The organism is Nocardia sp. NPDC059229 (assembly GCF_042754165.1).
In the GTDB taxonomy this organism is placed as follows: domain Bacteria; phylum Actinomycetota; class Actinomycetes; order Mycobacteriales; family Mycobacteriaceae; genus Nocardia.
This window is the reverse complement of sequence record NZ_JBHZAK010000001.1, coordinates 14,131-31,532: the sequence shown is the minus strand read 5'-3', so window position 1 is coordinate 31,532 and position 17,402 is coordinate 14,131. Positions and strand designations below refer to the sequence as shown.

The 17,402-nt window shown below is 68.6% G+C and carries 17 protein-coding genes; 5 read left to right on the top strand and 12 right to left on the bottom strand.

What is annotated here, in order from left to right; genetic code table 11:
* Window positions 1-122 precede the first annotated feature (122 nt).
* The 8 genes from ACFXHE_RS00140 to tsaA all read right to left on the bottom strand — a co-directional run bounded on the left by ACFXHE_RS00140 (window position 123) and on the right by tsaA (window position 8,651).
* Window positions 123-734, bottom strand: coding sequence for a TetR/AcrR family transcriptional regulator (locus ACFXHE_RS00140; RefSeq protein WP_379378298.1), 612 nt, complete (start codon window positions 732-734; stop codon window positions 123-125).
* Window positions 735-899: 165 nt separating this feature from the next.
* Complete coding sequence (locus ACFXHE_RS00135; RefSeq protein WP_379378297.1) at window positions 900-1,628, bottom strand: rhomboid family intramembrane serine protease; 729 nt, start codon at window positions 1,626-1,628, stop codon at window positions 900-902.
* Between the two features lie 204 nt (window positions 1,629-1,832).
* Window positions 1,833-3,101: a dihydrolipoamide acetyltransferase family protein gene (locus tag ACFXHE_RS00130; protein WP_379378295.1), complete on the bottom strand. Its 1,269-nt coding sequence runs from the start codon at window positions 3,099-3,101 to the stop codon at window positions 1,833-1,835.
* 15 nt (window positions 3,102-3,116) lie between these two features.
* Complete coding sequence (locus ACFXHE_RS00125; RefSeq protein ID WP_379378293.1) at window positions 3,117-4,100, bottom strand: alpha-ketoacid dehydrogenase subunit beta; 984 nt, start codon at window positions 4,098-4,100, stop codon at window positions 3,117-3,119.
* Window positions 4,101-4,119: 19 nt separating this feature from the next.
* The gene (gene pdhA / locus ACFXHE_RS00120; RefSeq protein WP_379378291.1) at window positions 4,120-5,244 is read right to left on the bottom strand and encodes a pyruvate dehydrogenase (acetyl-transferring) E1 component subunit alpha; all 1,125 of its coding nucleotides are present in this window, start codon (window positions 5,242-5,244) and stop codon (window positions 4,120-4,122) included.
* A gap of 11 nt (window positions 5,245-5,255) precedes the next feature.
* Window positions 5,256-6,713 (bottom strand): dihydrolipoyl dehydrogenase, encoded by a 1,458-nt coding sequence (lpdA, locus tag ACFXHE_RS00115; protein ID WP_379378290.1) that lies wholly within the window; start codon window positions 6,711-6,713, stop codon window positions 5,256-5,258.
* A gap of 179 nt (window positions 6,714-6,892) precedes the next feature.
* Window positions 6,893-8,095 (bottom strand): PucR family transcriptional regulator, encoded by a 1,203-nt coding sequence (locus ACFXHE_RS00110; RefSeq protein WP_379378288.1) that lies wholly within the window; start codon window positions 8,093-8,095, stop codon window positions 6,893-6,895.
* A gap of 49 nt (window positions 8,096-8,144) precedes the next feature.
* Complete coding sequence (tsaA, locus tag ACFXHE_RS00105; RefSeq protein WP_379378286.1) at window positions 8,145-8,651, bottom strand: tRNA (N6-threonylcarbamoyladenosine(37)-N6)-methyltransferase TrmO; 507 nt, start codon at window positions 8,649-8,651, stop codon at window positions 8,145-8,147.
* Between the two features lie 208 nt (window positions 8,652-8,859).
* Between tsaA and ACFXHE_RS00100 the strand changes: the two genes are divergently transcribed.
* From ACFXHE_RS00100 to ACFXHE_RS00090, 3 genes are all read left to right on the top strand, one after another.
* The gene (locus tag ACFXHE_RS00100; protein ID WP_379378284.1) at window positions 8,860-9,726 is read left to right on the top strand and encodes a sigma-70 family RNA polymerase sigma factor; all 867 of its coding nucleotides are present in this window, start codon (window positions 8,860-8,862) and stop codon (window positions 9,724-9,726) included.
* Window positions 9,727-9,853: 127 nt separating this feature from the next.
* On the top strand, window positions 9,854-10,033 hold the full coding sequence (locus ACFXHE_RS00095; protein ID WP_379378282.1) for a hypothetical protein: 180 nt from the start codon (window positions 9,854-9,856) through the stop codon (window positions 10,031-10,033).
* Window positions 10,034-10,153: 120 nt separating this feature from the next.
* Entirely contained in the window at window positions 10,154-10,609 is a 456-nt protein-coding gene (locus ACFXHE_RS00090; RefSeq protein WP_379378280.1) for a hypothetical protein, read from the top strand.
* Between the two features lie 36 nt (window positions 10,610-10,645).
* Here ACFXHE_RS00090 and ACFXHE_RS00085 read toward each other — a convergent pair whose 3' ends face one another.
* From ACFXHE_RS00085 to glnA, 3 genes are all read right to left on the bottom strand, one after another.
* Window positions 10,646-11,611 carry a hypothetical protein gene (locus ACFXHE_RS00085; RefSeq protein WP_379378278.1) on the bottom strand — a complete coding sequence of 322 codons (966 nt, stop codon included), beginning with the start codon at window positions 11,609-11,611 and terminating at the stop codon, window positions 10,646-10,648.
* Between the two features lie 211 nt (window positions 11,612-11,822).
* Window positions 11,823-12,683 carry a tyrosine-protein phosphatase gene (locus ACFXHE_RS00080; RefSeq protein WP_379378277.1) on the bottom strand — a complete coding sequence of 287 codons (861 nt, stop codon included), beginning with the start codon at window positions 12,681-12,683 and terminating at the stop codon, window positions 11,823-11,825.
* 283 nt (window positions 12,684-12,966) lie between these two features.
* On the bottom strand, window positions 12,967-14,403 hold the full coding sequence (gene glnA / locus ACFXHE_RS00075) for a type I glutamate--ammonia ligase (RefSeq protein ID WP_357010665.1): 1,437 nt from the start codon (window positions 14,401-14,403) through the stop codon (window positions 12,967-12,969).
* Between the two features lie 450 nt (window positions 14,404-14,853).
* Here glnA and ACFXHE_RS00070 point away from each other — a divergent pair, with 450 nt between their 5' ends.
* Together ACFXHE_RS00070 and ACFXHE_RS00065 are read left to right on the top strand one after the other, a co-directional pair.
* Window positions 14,854-15,384 (top strand): RDD family protein, encoded by a 531-nt coding sequence (locus ACFXHE_RS00070; RefSeq protein WP_354838458.1) that lies wholly within the window; start codon window positions 14,854-14,856, stop codon window positions 15,382-15,384.
* A 226-nt stretch (window positions 15,385-15,610) separates the two neighbouring features.
* Complete coding sequence (locus ACFXHE_RS00065; protein WP_379378274.1) at window positions 15,611-16,498, top strand: alpha/beta hydrolase; 888 nt, start codon at window positions 15,611-15,613, stop codon at window positions 16,496-16,498.
* Between the two features lie 112 nt (window positions 16,499-16,610).
* On the opposite strand, the gene ACFXHE_RS00060 is transcribed toward ACFXHE_RS00065, so the two are convergent.
* On the bottom strand, window positions 16,611-17,354 hold the full coding sequence (locus ACFXHE_RS00060) for a DUF4191 domain-containing protein (protein ID WP_379378273.1): 744 nt from the start codon (window positions 17,352-17,354) through the stop codon (window positions 16,611-16,613).
* Window positions 17,355-17,402: the final 48 nt, after the last annotated feature.

The following is a 17,402-nucleotide window of genomic DNA, read 5'->3' as shown; positions in this document are numbered from 1 at the left end:
CGGTGCGGAGTCAAGAGTGGGCCATCGTCGAGTTCGCCCTGATCTGGCAGCCGTACGGTGGCCCCACCGCCGAGCGGGCGACATGTGTCGCACGCTAGGCGGGGTGCAGTCGGCGGCGCAGGTCAGGAGGCGGCGGTGAGTGGCCTGTCGAAATCGATCGTCACGCCGGCGGCGGTCGCGGCCCGCTCGATGATCGCCCGCACCACGGGTTCCGCCGCCGCCACGAATTCCTGGGCCGAGCCGGGCATTTCGGCGGGCGCGGACCACCAGTTCGCTGCGCCCTCCACCGCCCCGACGATCATCGAGGCATAGAGGGATGCGTCGCCCGTCGTTGTGGCGCCGGACGATTCGATGATCAGGACCACCAGATCGGCGACCTCGGCGCGGATCGCCTGCCAATTCTCGAGCGACTTGGCCCCCGGGCTCTCCGCGTCGAGGAACAGGAACCGCGCGATCTGCGGATGATCCACGATCAGTGCGGCGTATCCGGTGAGCGCGGCGTGCAGCATCGCCCCCGCGCTGCCCGCCGGCTGCCGGCGGACCTCGGCCAGGCCGCGCACGATGTCCTGCTTGGCCCGATCCGCAATGGCGAGCGCCAGATCCGCCTTGTCGGCGAAGAACCGGTAGAGGGTGGGCTTGGAGACCTTCGCCTCGGCGGCGATGGCGCGCATGCTGGCCTGCGGCCCCTCGGCCTCGATCACGCGGATGGCCGCGTCGATCAGAGTGCGCCGCATCTCGACCCGATGTTCGGCCCATCGTTCGGTCCGGGCGTCGCCCACAATCCACCTCTCCGACCGTCTGGGATGCAACATGTTCAGCGCGAATTCACGTCTCGACCAGCGATGTTAGCAGGGCTCGAACGGCCGCCCTCGGCTCGGCAGGCCCGGCGTCACCGGGCTTTACGCAGGTGAGCCCTGCGTGGAGGGGGAGGTTTCCTGGCGTCGGTGTTGACCGCCGGTGGCAGAACCAGCCGCAGCAGCGGTGCCCAGAATCAGGGCCGCGCCATGAATATTCGCAGCTGCAGCGAGGACCAGGCCAACAAGCGCGAGCAGGCCTGCTATCGGGCGGCGAAGGTCCAGGCCACGCGCCGCCATGAGATTTGCAGGCCCGACGAGCAACGCGCATCCCAACACCGCAGGCAACCACGCTCGGTCTCCAAGGGTGGCGAACATGGCTGCGCTCCATAGCATTATGACGGTCAGCGACCAACGCGGCAGGCGTTCGTCCCGCCGCCACAACGCCACTGCGAGCCCTCCGGCGAGACCGCAATCGGCGATGGAGTTCCCACCGCCGACCGGCTGCCAAGCGTACGCGATGAACTCGACCACCAGCCCGATCCCGAAATACTGGAGCAGCCAACGGGACTGCGGGAGCACCTGCTCGGCAAGCATGCCGAGCGCCAGCAAGAAGGCCAGGTTCAGTGTTGCGCCGGCGAATCCGCCATCTTGCACGAACAGTGCTGTGCCCGAGCGCCACCAATCCCCATGTAGTCCTGATGAAGTCCGCTCCAGGCGCGCCAGCGTGCCGGGTACGAGCCATTGCAGGACGTTTACCACGGCCGTCACCACGAATACTCCGAAGGTCAGTTTCGGGAACCGCCGCAACCCCATGGATTCGAGAATATGCACGCCCGAGGCTAGCCATAGAGACGCGAAAAGCCGGATGGCGGGGACCGGCCGGGTAACCCGGTCCACGCCATCCGGCGTTCACTACCCGCCGCCGGGTGAATACGGCTGCCGGTCGCGCGGCGTGGCATGGGTAACCGCGCGCGCCGGGTGGCGGGCGACGTCGTCCGATCCTGGATCGAAAACCGGACGGCGATCGGGGCGTGACTAGGTCACGATGCGCAGTGGATGCTCGATGAGCTCCTTCAACTGCTGCAGGAAGCGGGCCGCGACGGCGCCGTCGATGGAACGGTGATCGGCCGACAGCGTGACGCGAAGGATCTTGCGCGCCACCACCTTCTCGCCGTCCAGCTTCAGCTCGTCCTGGGCCGCGCCGACCGCGAGGATCGCGGACTCCGGCGGGTTGATGACCGCGGTGAACTGCTCGATGCCGAACATGCCCAGGTTCGAGATGGTGAAGGTGCCACCGGCCATGTCCTCGCCGCGCAGCTTGCGGTCGCGCGCCCGGGCGGCCTTGTCGCGGCCCTCGGCGGCGATGGCGGACACGCTCTTGCGGTCGGCGTCGTGGATGACCGGGACGAGCAGGCCCGCCTCGGTGGCGACCGCGATACCGATATTGATCGCGTTGTGCCGCAACAGCTTGTCGCCCGCGAAGGAGACGTTCACCGCCGGATCCAGGCGCAGCGCGGTGGCGACCGCCTTCACCAGCAGGTCGTTCACGCTGACCTTGCCGGAGCCGGTCTCCTCCAGGGTCTTGTTGATCTGCGCGCGGAAGGCCAGCAGCTCGGTCACATCGATCGCACTGGTCAGATAGATGTGCGGGGCCTGCTGCTTGGACTCGGTGAGGCGCTGGGCCGAGACGCGCTGGATGGTGGTCAGCGGGATCTCTTCGTAGTCGCCGGTGGCCGGAGCGATCGCGGGAGCCGGAGCGGCGGGAGCCGGGGCGGCAGCGGCGGGCGCGGCCGGAGCGACTGTGCTGCCCGCGTTTTCGACATCCTGCTTGGTGACGCGGCCGCCGGGGCCGGTGCCGGTCACGGCGGCGATGTCGACGCCGAGTTCCTTGGCGACCTTGCGCGCCAGCGGCGACGACTTCTTGCGCTCACCGGACTCGGCCGGAACCGCAGGGGCACTGCCGTTTCCGGCGGACGGAGCCGAATTCGCCTGCGCGCTATCGGTCATGGCGGCGGGGGCCGGAGCCGCAGGGGCGGGAGCCGCGGCCGGAGCCGGAGCGGACGCCCCGCTGCCGTCCCCGAGAATCGCGATCGGCTCGCCGATGGCGACGGTGGTGCCGGGCGCGGCGATGATCTGCTCGAGTACGCCGTCCTCGTAGGCCTCGAGCTCCATCAGCGCCTTGTCGGTCTCGATCTCGGCGAGGATCTCGCCGGCGTTGACCTGGTCGCCGACCTGCTTGAGCCAGGCCGAGACGATGCCCTCCTCCATGGTGTCGGAGAGCCGGGGCATGGTTACTTCAGGCATGATTCCTTCCGGTTCTCAGCGTCGCTTGCCCACGGCGGCAAGGGTTTCGAGGGCGGCCCTGTAGAGGGAGTCCGGCGACGGGAGCGCCAGTTTCTCCAGGGGCTTGGCGTAGGGCAGCGGCACCTCGGCCATGGCCACCCGGCGCACCGGGGCGTCGAGGTAGTCGAACGCGCCGTCGGAGATGGAGGCCGCGACCTCCGCGCCGATGCCGTAGGTCAGCCAGTCGTCCTCGCCGATGACGGCGCAACCGGTCTTCTTGACCGAGGCGACAATGGTGTCGCGATCCAGCGGCCGCAGGCTGCGCAGGTCGACGACCTCCGCCGAGATACCCTCCGCGGCAAGCTTTTCCGCGACCTGGGTGCACACGGTGGCCATGCGCGAGTAACCGATGAGCGTGATGTCGGTGCCCTCGCGGGTGACCGCGGCCTTGCCGATCTCGGCGGGCGGCAGGTCGTCCGGCACCTCGCCCTTGGTGTTGTAGAGCGAGAGGTTCTCCAGGAACAGCACCGGATCGTCATCGTCGATCGCGGCCTTGAGCAGCGCCTTCGCATCCGCGGGCGTGCTCGGCGCGACCACCTTCAGGCCCGGCACGAACGCGTAGTACAGCTCGATGTTCTGCGAGTGCGTGGCGCCGAGCTGCTGGCCGCCGCCACCGGGGGTGCGGATGACCATCGGCACCGACGTCTGCCCACCGAACATGCCGTAGATCTTGGCGGCGTGATTGACGATCTGGTCCAGCGCCAGCAGCGAGAAGTTGATCGTCATGATCTCGACGACCGGGCGCAGGCCCAGCATGGCGGCGCCGATGGCCGCGCCGACGAAACCCTCTTCGGCGATCGGGGTGTCGCGCACCCGCTTCTCGCCGAACTCGGCCAGCAGGCCGGCGGTGATCTTGTAGGAGCCCTCGAAGACGCCGATCTCCTCCCCGATGAGGAGGACGTCGTCGTCGCGCCGCATCTCCTCGCGGAGGGTCTCGCGCAGCGCTTCACGGTAGGTCATGACAGCCACGGTGATGTCCTTAGGCGGTGAAGAGCGGATCGCCGGGCAGGCGACGGGAATCGCCCGCGACCGGGGTCGCGTAGTTGTAATCGAACAGGGTGGCCGGGTCCGGGTGCGGGGACTGATCGGCGAAATCGACCGCGGCACGGACGCGTTCCTTGACGTCGGCCTCGATGGCGGCGGCGGAGTCCTCGCTCAGCACGCCCGCGTCGAGAAGACGGTTGTGCCACAGCACGATCGGGTCGTGCTCGACGGCGGTGGAGACGGCGTCCTCGGTGCGGTACTTGGCCGGGTCGACGACCGAGTGGCCCTTCAGCCGGTAGGAGACGGCCTCGAGCAGGGCGGGCTTGCCCTCGCGACGCGCGGTCTCGATGAGATCGCTCGCGACCTCGCGCACGGCCAGCACATCGGTGCCGTCCACACGCTCACCCCGCATGCGGTAGGACGACGCCCGCTTCCACAGATCCGGTTCGGCGGAGGACTTCTCGACGGTGGTGCCCATGCCGGTCTGGTTGTTGATGACCAGGAACACGACGGGCAGGTTCCACAGCGCCGCGATGTTCAGCGACTCGTGGAAGGCGCCGATATTGGTGGTGCCCTCACCCATCTGGCACACCACGACGTCGTCGCCGCCGCGGTAGTCGATGGCCAGCGCCGCGCCGATGGCGAGCGGAACCTGGCCGCCGACAATGGCGTAGCCGCCGAGCAGGCGGGTCTCGGTGTCGTACATGTGCATCGACCCGCCCCAGCCCTTGGAGGTGCCGGTGGAGCGGCCGTACAGCTCGGCCATGACGCGGCCGGGCTCGATGCCCTTGGCCAGCGCGTAGCCGTGCTCACGGTAGTTGGTGAACAGATAGTCGGTGGGCCGCATGGCCTTTCCGACGCCGACGACGGTGGCTTCCTCACCCAGGTTGAGGTGGCAGTAGCCGCCGATCTTGGCCTGCTGGTACGCCTGCGCGGTCCGCTCCTCGAAGCGGCGGATGAACAGCATGTCGGTGTACAGCTCGCGCAGCGTGTCCGCATCCGCGCCGCCGAAATCGGCTCCGCCGAGGACGTTTTCCGATACGGCTACGTCGGCGGTCTGGTCGGCCGGGCGGGTCGCCTTGCGCGCCGTCTTGCGCGGCGCGGCGGTGGTCGTGGTCATGACGGAACTCCTCAACGCTTCCGGGGCGGCGCGACGTGAACCGGCAGGCCCAGCCCGACCAGGGCGGCCTCCATGCCGATCTCGCCGAGGGTGGGGTGGGCGTGAATGGTGTCGGCGAGCTCGTCGAGGGTCGCCTCCAGCGAGATCGCCAGGGCCCCTTCGGTAATGAGATCGCTGGCCGACGGGCCGATGATTTGCACGCCCAGCACCTCCTGGTGCTGCCGGCCCGCGACGATCTTCATGAAGCCTTCCTGATCGCCGAAGGACTTGGCCCGGCCCAGCGCCGCGAACGGGAACTTGGCGGTGATGACGTCGTGGCCCGCGGCTTTCGCGGCGTCCTCGGTGAGGCCGACGCTGGCGATCTCCGGGTGGGTGAAGGTCGCGGCGGGGATGACGTTGTAGTCGATGTGGGCGTCGTGACCGGCGATGGTGTCGGATGCGACCAGACCCTGGTGCGAGGCGACGTGCGCGAGCAGCGCCTTACCGGTGACATCGCCGATGGCGTAGACGTGCTCGACAGCAGTGCGCAGCTGCGCGTCGACGGGGATGAAACCCCGTGCGTCGGTGTCGATTCCGGCGACGTCCAGGCCCAGCCCGGCGGTATTGGGGCGGCGACCCACGCCGACCAGCACCACATCCGCGGCAAGTTCCTGCGCCTGCGGGCCACCGACGGTGACGGTGAGGCCAGTGCCGCCCTGGGCGATGGCGGTGACCGTCGCACCGGTCAGCACCTTGATGCCGCGCTTGGTGAAAGAGCGCACCAGGGCGGTGCCGATCTCCTTGTCCTCCAACGGAACCAGGCGATCCTGCATCTCGACCACGGTGACATCGCTGCCGAACTCGTGGAACAGGTTGGCCCACTCCGCGCCCACCGCGCTGCCGCCGATCACGACCAGGCGCTTCGGCACCTCGGTGAGGCCGAACGCGCCGTCGGAGGTGATCACGCCCGGCAGATCCGCGCCCGGGATCGGAAGCACGGCCGGGATCGAACCGGTGGCGACGATGACATCCTTCGCGCTCACGGTCCGGACGGCGTTCGCGGTCGGGGCGGCGGCATAGCGCGGGCCGCCCTCGAAGATCGGCGACGGACCGGCCTCGACGACCTCGACGGTCGTCGGCGAGGTGAAGCGCGCGTGGCCCTCGATGACGGTCACGCCATTGGCCTTCAGCAGACCCGCGACACCGTCGGTCAGCTCCTTGACGATGCCGTCCTTGCGCTGCCGCACCGCGGCGTAGTCGAAGCGCAGGTTATCGGCGTAGATGCCGAAATCGGCGGCGTGCGCGATGGTGTGGAAGACCTCGGCGGAGCGCAGCATGGCCTTGGTCGGGATGCAGCCCCAGTTCAGGCAGACGCCGCCCGGGCGTTCCTTCTCTGCCAGGGCCACTGTCAGGCCCCGCTGGGCGGCGCGGATGGCGGCGACGTAACCGCCCGGACCGCCGCCGATCACCAGAAGATCGAATTCCGGCACTCGTGGTGCTCCTCGTTCTCGATTGCTCTCGTAACCCGCCATCGGTTGTGATGCGAGTCATTCCGATCGAGTCTGTCGGTCACCAAATGCACAATCAATGCACTGGAAGCCCATATATGACAGGGCGCGGCTGGGCGCAGAGCACAATTCGTACCCGTGAGTAGCGCGCTTCCGGCGGCTCAGTCGCGGTCGGCGCCGGCCAGTCCCAGGGCGGCCAGCGCGAGGGAAAGCTCCAGGTAGGCCCGCTGCCCCTCGAGCGGGCGGCCGAGCAGCAGGGTGATGCGCTGCAGCCGGTTGATGACCGTGTTGCGATGGCAGTGCAACTTCGGCGCGGCATTGGCCGCCGAGCAGTTCTCGGCCAGCCAGACTGTCAGTGTGCGCAGCAGAATGTCGCGCTCCTTGGGCGGGAGTTCCAGCACCGGGCCGAGGGTGCGCGCGACGAGCAGATCGGTGAGATCGGGGGAGCGCAGCAGCAGCGCCTCCGGGTAGCGCTCGTCCAGCGAAACCAGCAGCCCCTGCTCATCGCCGGGCACGGTGTCCAGCGCGAGCACCGCCAGCCCGTGCGCGGTATCGATGCCCGCCAGGCCCGGCACCGCCGGCGAGACCCCCGCCCGCCCCCGGATCAGCGGCCGAAGCTGGTGCAGCACAGCCGAACTCCCGCGATGCTCGAGCGATACCAGCCCCACCGTGGAATCCACCCGCTCGTGCCACACCGACCGGATCCCCGACACCCCCAGCGCCACCTCCGCTCCCATGTGCAGCCGCGGCCCGCCCTCACCGCGCGCCACCACCACCAGATACGCCCCGTTCGCGGGGAGATTCAGCTCGCGTCCCGCCCGCGCGGCGAAGGTGGCGTCGTGCGCCCGCCCCGCCAGCAGATCCTCGATCAGCGAATGCCTGCGCCGCTCGTCGCTGCGCACCCGGTCGAGTTCGGTGTTCCGGTACGAGGTGACCAGCGCCGACGACATGCCGTCGACCACCGCCCACATCGCCGAACCGACCTGCCGGGTCTCCGCCGAACCGATGTCATCGGCCTTGTCCAGCAACGCTTCCCAGACGATCTGGCCGCCCAGCCGGAAGGTCCGCAGCATGGCCTCCAACGGCACGCCCTGCTCGGCCCGCCGCCGCCCGATGGCCGCGGCCACATCGTCCCCGTCCGGATCCGGCGGCTGCCCGCCCAGCAGATCCAGGATCCGCGTCAGATACCGCCGGCACCCGTCCCGCAGGTCCGCCCGCGGCACCGCCGTGTAGTCCGTCCACCCCGGATTGTCGGTGAAGATGGCCGCGATCAGCTGCTTGGTCAATGCGGGCACCTCGGCCTGACACGCCGCGGCCAGCCGCTGCGTGCCGACCGCCGGGATCGGATGCCTGGGTGCCGCCATGATCCTCAACCTACGCCGGGCCCGCGGCCGCCCGCCCGAGCCGGGCCGGTCAGCGGGTTTCGACGCCGCCCAGAACCGGCTTGATGTCGAGGACGGGGGTCCCGTCGATGGCTTCCAGGCCTGCTACACCGAGGACCTTCGGGGACACCGTGGTGATGGTGACCTCGTGCAGGCCGATCGGGTTGGGGCGGTCGGGGGAGCGGGTGGCGAAGACGCCGGTGGGCGGCCGCGTGCGGTCACCGCGGGGATGGACCGCGAGCACATCGCGGCTCCCGGCGTGCAGCCAGGTGAGCAGGACGACGCGCATACCCGGGCGCAGATCGGCTGCGGCCGCCGCGAATTCGGGGGCGAGGACGATATCGGCGGGTGGGGCGTCCTCGTCGGCCTGGCGCGGTGCGCCGGTGCGGTCGATGAGCGGGGAGCGGACCCGGCCCACCGGTCGCACCTCGAAATGATCGGGGCTGTCGGAGAGTTCCGAGGACAAGATCGTCTGCTCCTTCCACCGTGGCGATACGGCGGCCACGCCGTGCGGGTCGAGGCCGACGTTTCCGGCCATTGCCGTTATAGCCGACGTGGTGGGCGGCGTCCATGATCGGATCTTCGCCGCGGGTGATGGTGAACCGGAGACCCCTCTGAGCTGGTATTTCATCGACGCTGTCACATTCGGCCGGGTTGATCGGTCGTGGAGGTGTGGGCCCCGGTTTCCCGGACGTGCCCGCACGGTTCGGATGGACCGACCGGTCGTGATCGAGGAGACTTCGGCAATGGGCAACGAGCGTGACGAACTGGACCTGGTGGCACGGGAATTCGAGCTGCAGCGCGGCCGGCTGCAGGCGCTCGCGCAGCGCATGCTCGGCTCCTCCGCCGAAGCCGAGGATGCCGTCCAGGAAGCCTGGCTGCGGCTGAGCCGCTCCGAGGCCGACGGGATCGACAATCTGGCCGGCTGGCTCACCACCGTCGTCTCCCGCGTCTGCCTGAACATGCTCCAGTCGCGCGGCACCCGGCGCGAGGACGCGCTCGAGGACTACGACGCGCCGGAGGCCACCTTCGGCCCGGAACAGGAAGCGCTGCTGGGCGATTCGATCGGCGCCGCCCTGCTGGTGGTGCTCGACACCCTGACCCCCACCGAGCGGCTGGCCTTCGTCCTGCACGACATGTTCGCCGTCCCGTTCGAGGAAATCGCCCCCATTCTCGGCAAAACCCCCGCCGCCGCCCGGCAACTCGCCAGCCGCGGCCGGCGCCGCGTGCGCGGCGTCGACGAGATCGCCGTCGACCGCGAACGCCAGCAGGAAGTGGTCAATGCCTTCCTGACCGCCTCCCGCGGCGGCGACTTCGCCGCCCTGCTGGAACTGCTCGACCCCGACGTGGTGGTGCGCGCCGACGCCATCGGCGTCACCATGGGCGCGGACCCCGAAGTCCGTGGCGCACAGGCGGTCGCGACCACCTTCGCGGGCCGCGCCAAGGCCGCCCGCCCGGCCCTCATCGACGGCCTCGCCGGCCTGGTGTGGTCGACCGGCGGCACCCCGCGCGTCGTCTTCGATTTCACCGTCGTCGACGGCCGCATCACCGCCATCGAAATGCTGGCCGACCCCGATCTGCTGGGCGACCTGAATCTCGAAATGCTCGGCTGAGAGCCGGCGTCAAGGAATCGTCAATCCGCGCGCCGGCGAGCAAATATTCACGAGAGATTAACGGCCACACCGATGTTCGATGGGCAGAATGAATTATCGAACATCCTGACACGTCGAGGGGAGTGCAATGAACGCAATGGCCGCTCCGGTGCCGGCCGCGTCGATTCCGGTCTTCGACTCGGTGTCGCGGCGGGTACGGGAATTCTTTGCCCGCCAGCTGCTCCCGTCGCGGGAAAGCGACCAGCGAATGCTGGCCCGCACACCCCTCGCCATACTCGGCCCCGCCCCGATGCCCCACCAGCGGTAAGCCGATCACCCCGGAAACCGCGACGGTCCTCCAGTCGACGCCGCCGCGGTTTCCGCTGATCGGACTGGGCGCCACGGTTTTTCGCCGACGCCATGTTTTGACGGCGTATGATCGGCCGCGATGGGCACCCGGAGCCAGCCCCTGCAAGTTGTCACAACCGACTGGGACGTGTTTGTGCACGGCCTGGCCGGCTGCCTTGCGAAACTACCCTCCCGCGCGACCGTCATCCTCGCCGCGACCGGCAATCGCTACGTGCAATTCCAGCAGTTCGACATCAAACTCTCCGCCGAACTCACCGGCAATTACTATCTCGCCGAACCGATTTCCGAGACCGCCGACCGCCTCCTGCGCGAACTGGGCTGGACCGCGCCCACCCTCCGGCACGAAATCGAGAACTGGCACCGCACCATGCACTGGCCGATCACCCGCACCGGCTTCGAGGACCTGGCCCGCTCGGCCGCCCGCGGCCTGCACGAGGCCCTCGGCGTCCCCACCCCCGACGACCTGCGCGCCACCGGCTGGACCGAGACCACCGCCCTGGACCTCTCCGCGTTCGCCGCGCCGCCCCGCCCCTGATCTGCCCGCGGGCGGGGCATACCCGGCGCTTCCGGTTCACGCGGGCCAGGTGGAGCGACCCCAATTGATCAGGGACACCATGTCGTCGCCGCTCGCGAGGGCATGGTCGAGATCGCCGTCGACGCTCTCCGCACTCGATACGACACCGCACAGCCTGACATGGCCGTCGTCGAACCAGGAGAAGAAGAGCCCGCCCGCATTGCCGTGATCGAGACCGGCCTCGATGCACCGCCCGCTGTCGTCGTCGTGATCGTGTTCCACACGCTGGTTGATCTGTACCGCCGGACGCGTCCCGCCACCGACGTCGGCCGGGTAGTCGATGCTGTGCCAGACCTGGAGCCCGCGCCAGTTGTCCGCGAACGAGGTGGCGCCCAGGAACCCGAGCTGATGGCCCATGGGCTCGAACAACCGGCACAGCATGAAGTCGTGCCCGGCACCATATTCGGTGTCGCGCTCGGCGTTGTAGTGCGCCAGATCGCTGACATCGCTCGAACCGAACGGCGCGTTCGGATCGGCGCCGCTGTCGAAGTGCGGCGAGAAGGTCATCCACCAGCTGCCCTGGGCGATGCTCCGGCTCGGCCGCAGATTGTTCGCGGTCAGTATGAGCCGGCCGCCGACCAGCACGCCGGACCCCGCCATGCCGTCGCTGTTGGTGACCCGCCCGGTCAGAATCCACGGCCAGGTGTGGTCGGTCAGCAGGTGCCGCCCGTCGCCGGAAGACGCGAACGGCGGCCGGCAGTCACCCGTGAGTCCGCGCGAATGCACGTGCAGTACAACGGCTTCCGTGTGCGGTCGGGTGTGAACCGGCATATCCTTCGGCAGGAATCCGGCCAGTTGCCCCGGTACGTGCTCGCCGTGTCCCCGGCGCGGCAGTGCGACAACGCCGCGACCGGTCCGCTGTGGCGTCGTCGCGGCACTGGACCGACCGCTCCGCTCGAACTCGCCCGTGCAGGTCTCGAACTCCGCGGCAGTGAGCCGTCGGCGTTCCGAGAGACGCTTCATGGTGCATACCCCCCGAAATGAGTGACGTACAGGGTTGTGACGACTACGATCCTGCGCCGATCGGGTCGCACCGACACGGGTAGCGCGATACCTGAATCGGCCGGCTGTTGCTACTCGCGCGGATCGGGCCGCAACCGGGCCGCGAGCCGCTTTCCGGATGACCAGAGCCCCGCCGCAGCTGCTGCGACGGGGCCCGGTTGTGGTGGTGGGCTCAGCCCACCAGGTTGTGGTGGAGCCGGAGGATGGTGCCGGCGTCCAGGCCCAGGCCCTTGGTGAGGAAGTGGTCGAAATCGCCGTACTGCTGGTTCATCTGGTCGACGGCGGTGTCCAGGTACTCGTCACTCACCACCTGCAGCGGGATCAGCAGGTCGGGGTTCTGCATGATCCCGGCCGCGTTCAGCTGGGCCCGCTGGGCGGCGTCGGCCGCGGCACGGTACTGGTTGGACAGCAGGTAGTCCTTGCGCGCGATGGTCTCCGGTACACCTACCGCGCGCAGCAGCACATACGTCATCCAGCCGGTCCGGTCCTTGCCCGCCGTGCAGTGGTAGAGCGTCGCCCCGTTGGCGGCCGCAATGTCCTTGATGGTCTGACCGAACTTGGCCACCGAATCCGCTCTCAGGAAGCTGACATAGGCGTCCTTCATCATCTGCTCGGCCTTGCCGTCCCCGAGCGCGGCCTGCTGCTGCACCGGATCCTTGGACCCGATGGCCTGCGCCATCTTCAGGTACATGCCGCCGTCGTCGATGGGCCGCGCCACCGCGGTCAGCCCGGCCGGCAGCCGGTCCGCACCCTGAGCCTGCACCTCGGCCTGCGTCCGGAAGTCGATCACCTTCTGAATGCCCAGCGTGCCCAGTTTCTGGACATCGGCATCGGTCAGCTTGTTCAGCGCATCGGACCGAATCACCTTGCCGGACCTGGTCGGATCCCCGGTATAGGTGACATATCCGCCCACATCCCGGACATTCACCGCCCCCTGCAGCGTGATCTGAGTGGCATCCGCCCGCATGATCGGCGCAGCCACGGCCGTCGGCAGCCCTCCCACACCGAGCACCGCAGTGGCAATAGCAGTCAAAGCGAATACTGAAACACGAAGTCGTGCAAAACGTTTGGTTTTCACAGCCCGGGACGCTAGGCGTGCTTACGCGTCCCCCACAGTCCTACCCACGCTTCCTCCCACCCACCGAACCTCCCACCCCGCCCACCGGGACCATGCCTGGACCACCCTCAATGCCCTTGCGCCCCAGTGAATTTCGCGCAACCAAGGGCGAATCTTCCTGCCCGGCATCGTCCGGAAAAGGGCGGAGCCCCAACCGCGATGCGGCTGGGGCTCCTGAGATCGCTTGCGACCCGACGATTTACACGTCGAAGTACAGCTCGAACTCGTACGGGTGCGGCCGCAGGTTGACGGGCGCGATTTCCTGGGTGCGCTTGATGTCGATCCAGGTCTCGATCAGGTCCTCGGTGAACACGCCACCCTCGGTGAGGTAGTCGTGGTCTTCCTCGAGGCGGTCGATGACCGACGCCAGCGAGGTGGGGGCCTGCGGGATGTTCTTGGCCTCCTCCGGCGGGAGCTCGTAGAGGTCCTTGTCGACCGGGGCCATCGGCTCCAGCTTGCGCTTGATGCCGTCCAGGCCGGCCATCATCATGGCGGCGAAGGCCAGGTACGGGTTACCCGAGGAGTCCGGCGCGCGGAACTCGATGCGCTTGGCCTTCGGGTTCGAGCCGGTGATCGGGATGCGGATCGCGGCCGAGCGGTTGCGCTGCGAGTACACCAGGTTGATGGGGGCCTCGTAGCCCGGCACCAGACGGTGGTAGGAGTTCACGGTCGGGTTGGTGAACGCCAGCAGCGACGGGGCGTGGTGCAGGATGCCGCCGATGTAGTGACGCGCCAGATCCGACAGGCCCGCGTAGCCGGACTCGTCGTGGAACAGCGGCTTGCCGTCCTTCCACAGCGACTGGTGGGCGTGCATGCCCGAGCCGTTGTCGCCGAAGAGCGGCTTCGGCATGAAGGTAACGGTCTTACCCTCCTGCCACGCGGTGTTCTTCACGATGTACTTGAACAGCTGCAGGTCGTCAGCGGCGCCCAGCAGGGTGTTGAAGCGGTAGTTGATCTCGGCCTGACCGGCGGTGCCGACCTCGTGGTGGCCGCGCTCCAGGTCGAAGCCCGCGTTCTGCAGGTTGGTCGAGATCTTGTCGCGCAGGTCGACGTAGTGGTCGTACGGGGCAACCGGGAAGTAACCACCCTTGTTGCGCACCTTGTAGCCACGGTTCGGGGTGCCGTCGGCGTTGTACTCGGCGCCGGTGTTCCAGGAGCCCGAGATCGAGTCGATCTCGTAGAAGGCGCCGTTCATGGCCGAGTCGTAGCGGATCGAGTCGAAGATGTAGAACTCGGCCTCGGCACCGAAGTAGCAGGTGTCGGCGATGCCGGTCGAGCGCAGGTACTCCTCGGCCTTACGCGCGATGTTGCGCGGGTCGCGGGAGTAGGCCTCGCGGGTGAACGGGTCGTGCACGAAGAAGTTCATGTTCAGCGTCTTCGCGGCGCGGAAGGGGTCGATCCGGGCAGTGCTGAAGTCGGGCAGCAGCAGCATGTCCGACTCGTCGATCGACTGGAAGCCGCGCACCGACGAACCGTCGAAGGCGAGGCCCTCTTCGGCGAGATCAGCGGTGAACGCCTTCGCCGGGATCGAGAAGTGCTGCTGCACACCGGGGAGGTCGGTGAACCGAACGTCGACGTACTCGAGCTCCTCCTCCTTGATGTACTTGATGACCTCGTCGGCCGTGCTGAACGCCACTTAGTACTCCTTACGGATCGGTTCCCAGCCAGTGGTGACTGCATGGGTTCGTCGCGACCACACGGTATGGACGCGGTGTTTCCCTGCAATCAAGGCTGTGTTTCGCCAGTGTTACACGCACTGCTGGCCGGGGGTTCGGCGGTGCCCCCGGGTTCGCGAAGACGCCGCAGCGGTCGCCGAGCAATGCTCGACCAGCAGGGACATCCTGCCACCGACCTGCCCGAAGCGGCTGTTAAGACTCTGAAAAATTAGGGGCCTTGCCAACTCCGGCCCGGCTATCGTGACAATCCTCACCGCCGGGCATCCACCTGGCAATCTCGGATGCCGAGCGATTGCGCGCCCGTCCGGGACCGGGTGAACAGCTAGGACGCACCCATATATGGTTCCGTCCTCGCACCCCGACCGGCAGGGGTGCGAAACCGGCCCGCCGACGCCGCATAAGCTGGGCCCATGGCTCGCATCACCGGCTCCTGGCTGTCCGGACCGAACGCCGAATCCGGAGACAACCCGCCCGGTGACTACCAGGGCAAGGAACTCGGCCTGCCGCCGTCCGGACGCGGCGCGCTCGCCCCCTTCACCCGCCGCGTCCTGGCGCTGCTCGTCGACTGGTTCATCTCGATGGGCCTGGCCGCGATCATCGTGCGGCCCGATGCCGAGCACATCATCTCGAAGATGACCATTCCGAAGGGCCAGCAACCGCCCTCGCACTTCGAGGTCATCACGCAGGCGCTGTCGACGCCGACGCTGCTGGTGTGGTTCGTGCTGGGGATCGCCGCGGTCACGCTGTTCGGCTTCACGCCCGGCCAGTACTTCCTGAAGCTGCGGGTCAGCCGGGTCGATGCCGAGGCGCCGGTCGGTTTCATTCGCGCCCTGGTCCGGCAGCTCATCCTGCTGTTCGTCATCCCCGCCCTGTTCACCGACAGCGACGGCCGCGGCATGCACGATCGCGCCACCGGCACCGCCCTCGTCTACAGCCGCTGACCCGCGCCGCGGACTTCCGCGCGGATTGATTCGAAACCCGGCCCAGCGCGCGCGTTGGTCTGCGCCGGGCCTGTGACCTGCGATGCTGTTGGTGCAGTGTGTGGCAGGACGTTGCCAAATGTTCACCGCAGTTTGCCTTCGATCGGTATGGTTGCGGCGATTTGCCGCGATGCAGCCGCCAGGTTGCCGTCGGGCAGATAGCTGATGCTGTGCTGATGGAGGATCGATGGTCGAGGGCTACCGGGACGCCGCGTGGAGAATCAGCCGGCGGTCCCTGTTCGCGACCACCGGCCTGCTCGGCCTGTCCGGCGCCTGCGCGGCCGTCAGCGCGGGCGGCAATGCGGCGGTCGACCCGGCGGAGATCGGGCAGACCGCGGCCGGCATCACCCCCGTCGTCCGGGTGGAACGGGTCTACTCGGCCGCCCGCCGCCGCGACGTGGACCTGGTCACCATCCTGCCGCCCGGCGTCCCCACCGAGAACCTGCCCGTGTCGCTGCTGCTGCACGGCCTGCACGGCACCGCCCGCACCGCGGCCGTCGGCAATATCGGCGACGTGCTGGCCGCCGGCGTCGCCACCCGGTTGTCCCCGGCCTTCGGTTTCGTGGCCCTCGACGGCGGCGACAACTACTGGCATGACCACGGCACCGGCGACGATCCAATGTCCATGCTGCTCAACGAGGTTCCCGGGTGGCTGGCGCAGCGCCGTCTGGGCGCACCGGGCGGTCTGCCGTTCGCCTGCACCGGCACCTCCATGGGTGGCTTCGGCGCGCTCGTGTACTCGCGCCGCCGCTTCGAGCAGGCGCGGCCGCTGAACGCGGTTGCCACCATGTCGCCGGGGTTGCTCACCTCGTGGACCGAAATGGCCAAGCGGAACGCCTTCATCGATGCCGATCAGTGGGCGGCACTCGACCCGCTGCGCAACCTCGACAAGGCGGGCCCGGCCCCCGTCGGCGTGTGGTGCGGCGACCGCGACCGCTTCATCGACGGTTGCCGCCGCTACATCGCCACCGCCCGCCCCGAGGTCGGCCTGGTCACCCCGGGCACGCACACCGACGAGTACTGGCGCACCGTCACCCCGGACGTCGTCCGCTTCCTCTCCCGCTACGTCGGCTGATCCTTCGGTACGACCCGGCCGGCGCGAGAGCGTCAGGCCTTGTGGCCGAAGGCATTTCGGAAACGAACGAGGCCCGCGTCCTGGGGACGCGGGCCTCGAAGGTTCCGGTGGGTCAGCGGCGGCGGATGCTGCGCTGCACGCCGCGCATCTTGGCGCCGCTCGGCAGCGGGCCCTTGGGGAGGGCCGGGCCGCCGCGGGTGGCCAGCGCGGACAGCCGGCCCTCGATGAGGTCCATGCGCTTGGTGTCGATATTGCGCGGGAGCTTGGTCAGGTAGCGCTGCAGTTCCTTCAGCGGCACCTGGTCCTGCTCGTTGCCGATCACCACGTCGTAGATCGGGGTGTCGCCGACCAGGCGGGAGACCTTCTTCTTCTCCTGCGCGAGCAGGGATTTCACGCGCTGCGGCGAACCCTCCGCGACCAGAATGACGCCGGGCAGGCCGACCACGCGGTGCACGGCGTCGAGCTGGGTGGTGGCGGCGACGCCGGGGGAGACCCGCCACTTGCCCTGCAGGTTGTCCAGCACCCAGGCGGCCGCGCCGGCCTGACCCTCGGCCTTGGCGTACACGTTCTTCTGGACGCGGCGGCCGAAGATGATGAACGCGGCCAGCGCGCCCAGCAGCAGACCGATCGGCAGCAGGAACCACTGCATGCCGAAGATCAGGCCGATCACCAGGAACAGCACGGTCACGCCGACGAGGGCGCCGATCATCAGCGGCAGCAGCAGCTTGTCTTCCTTGCGCTGCATCTGGAATGCCTGCCAGAGTTGCTGGCGGCGCTCCTTCGACGCCTGTTTGCGCGCCGCCTTCGCCGCGGCCTTCGCTTCCTTCGACGGATTACCGCCCTTGCCTGCTGCCATGGCGTCCAGCTTAATGGCCGGGTGCGCCCGGTTCGCGACGGGATCATC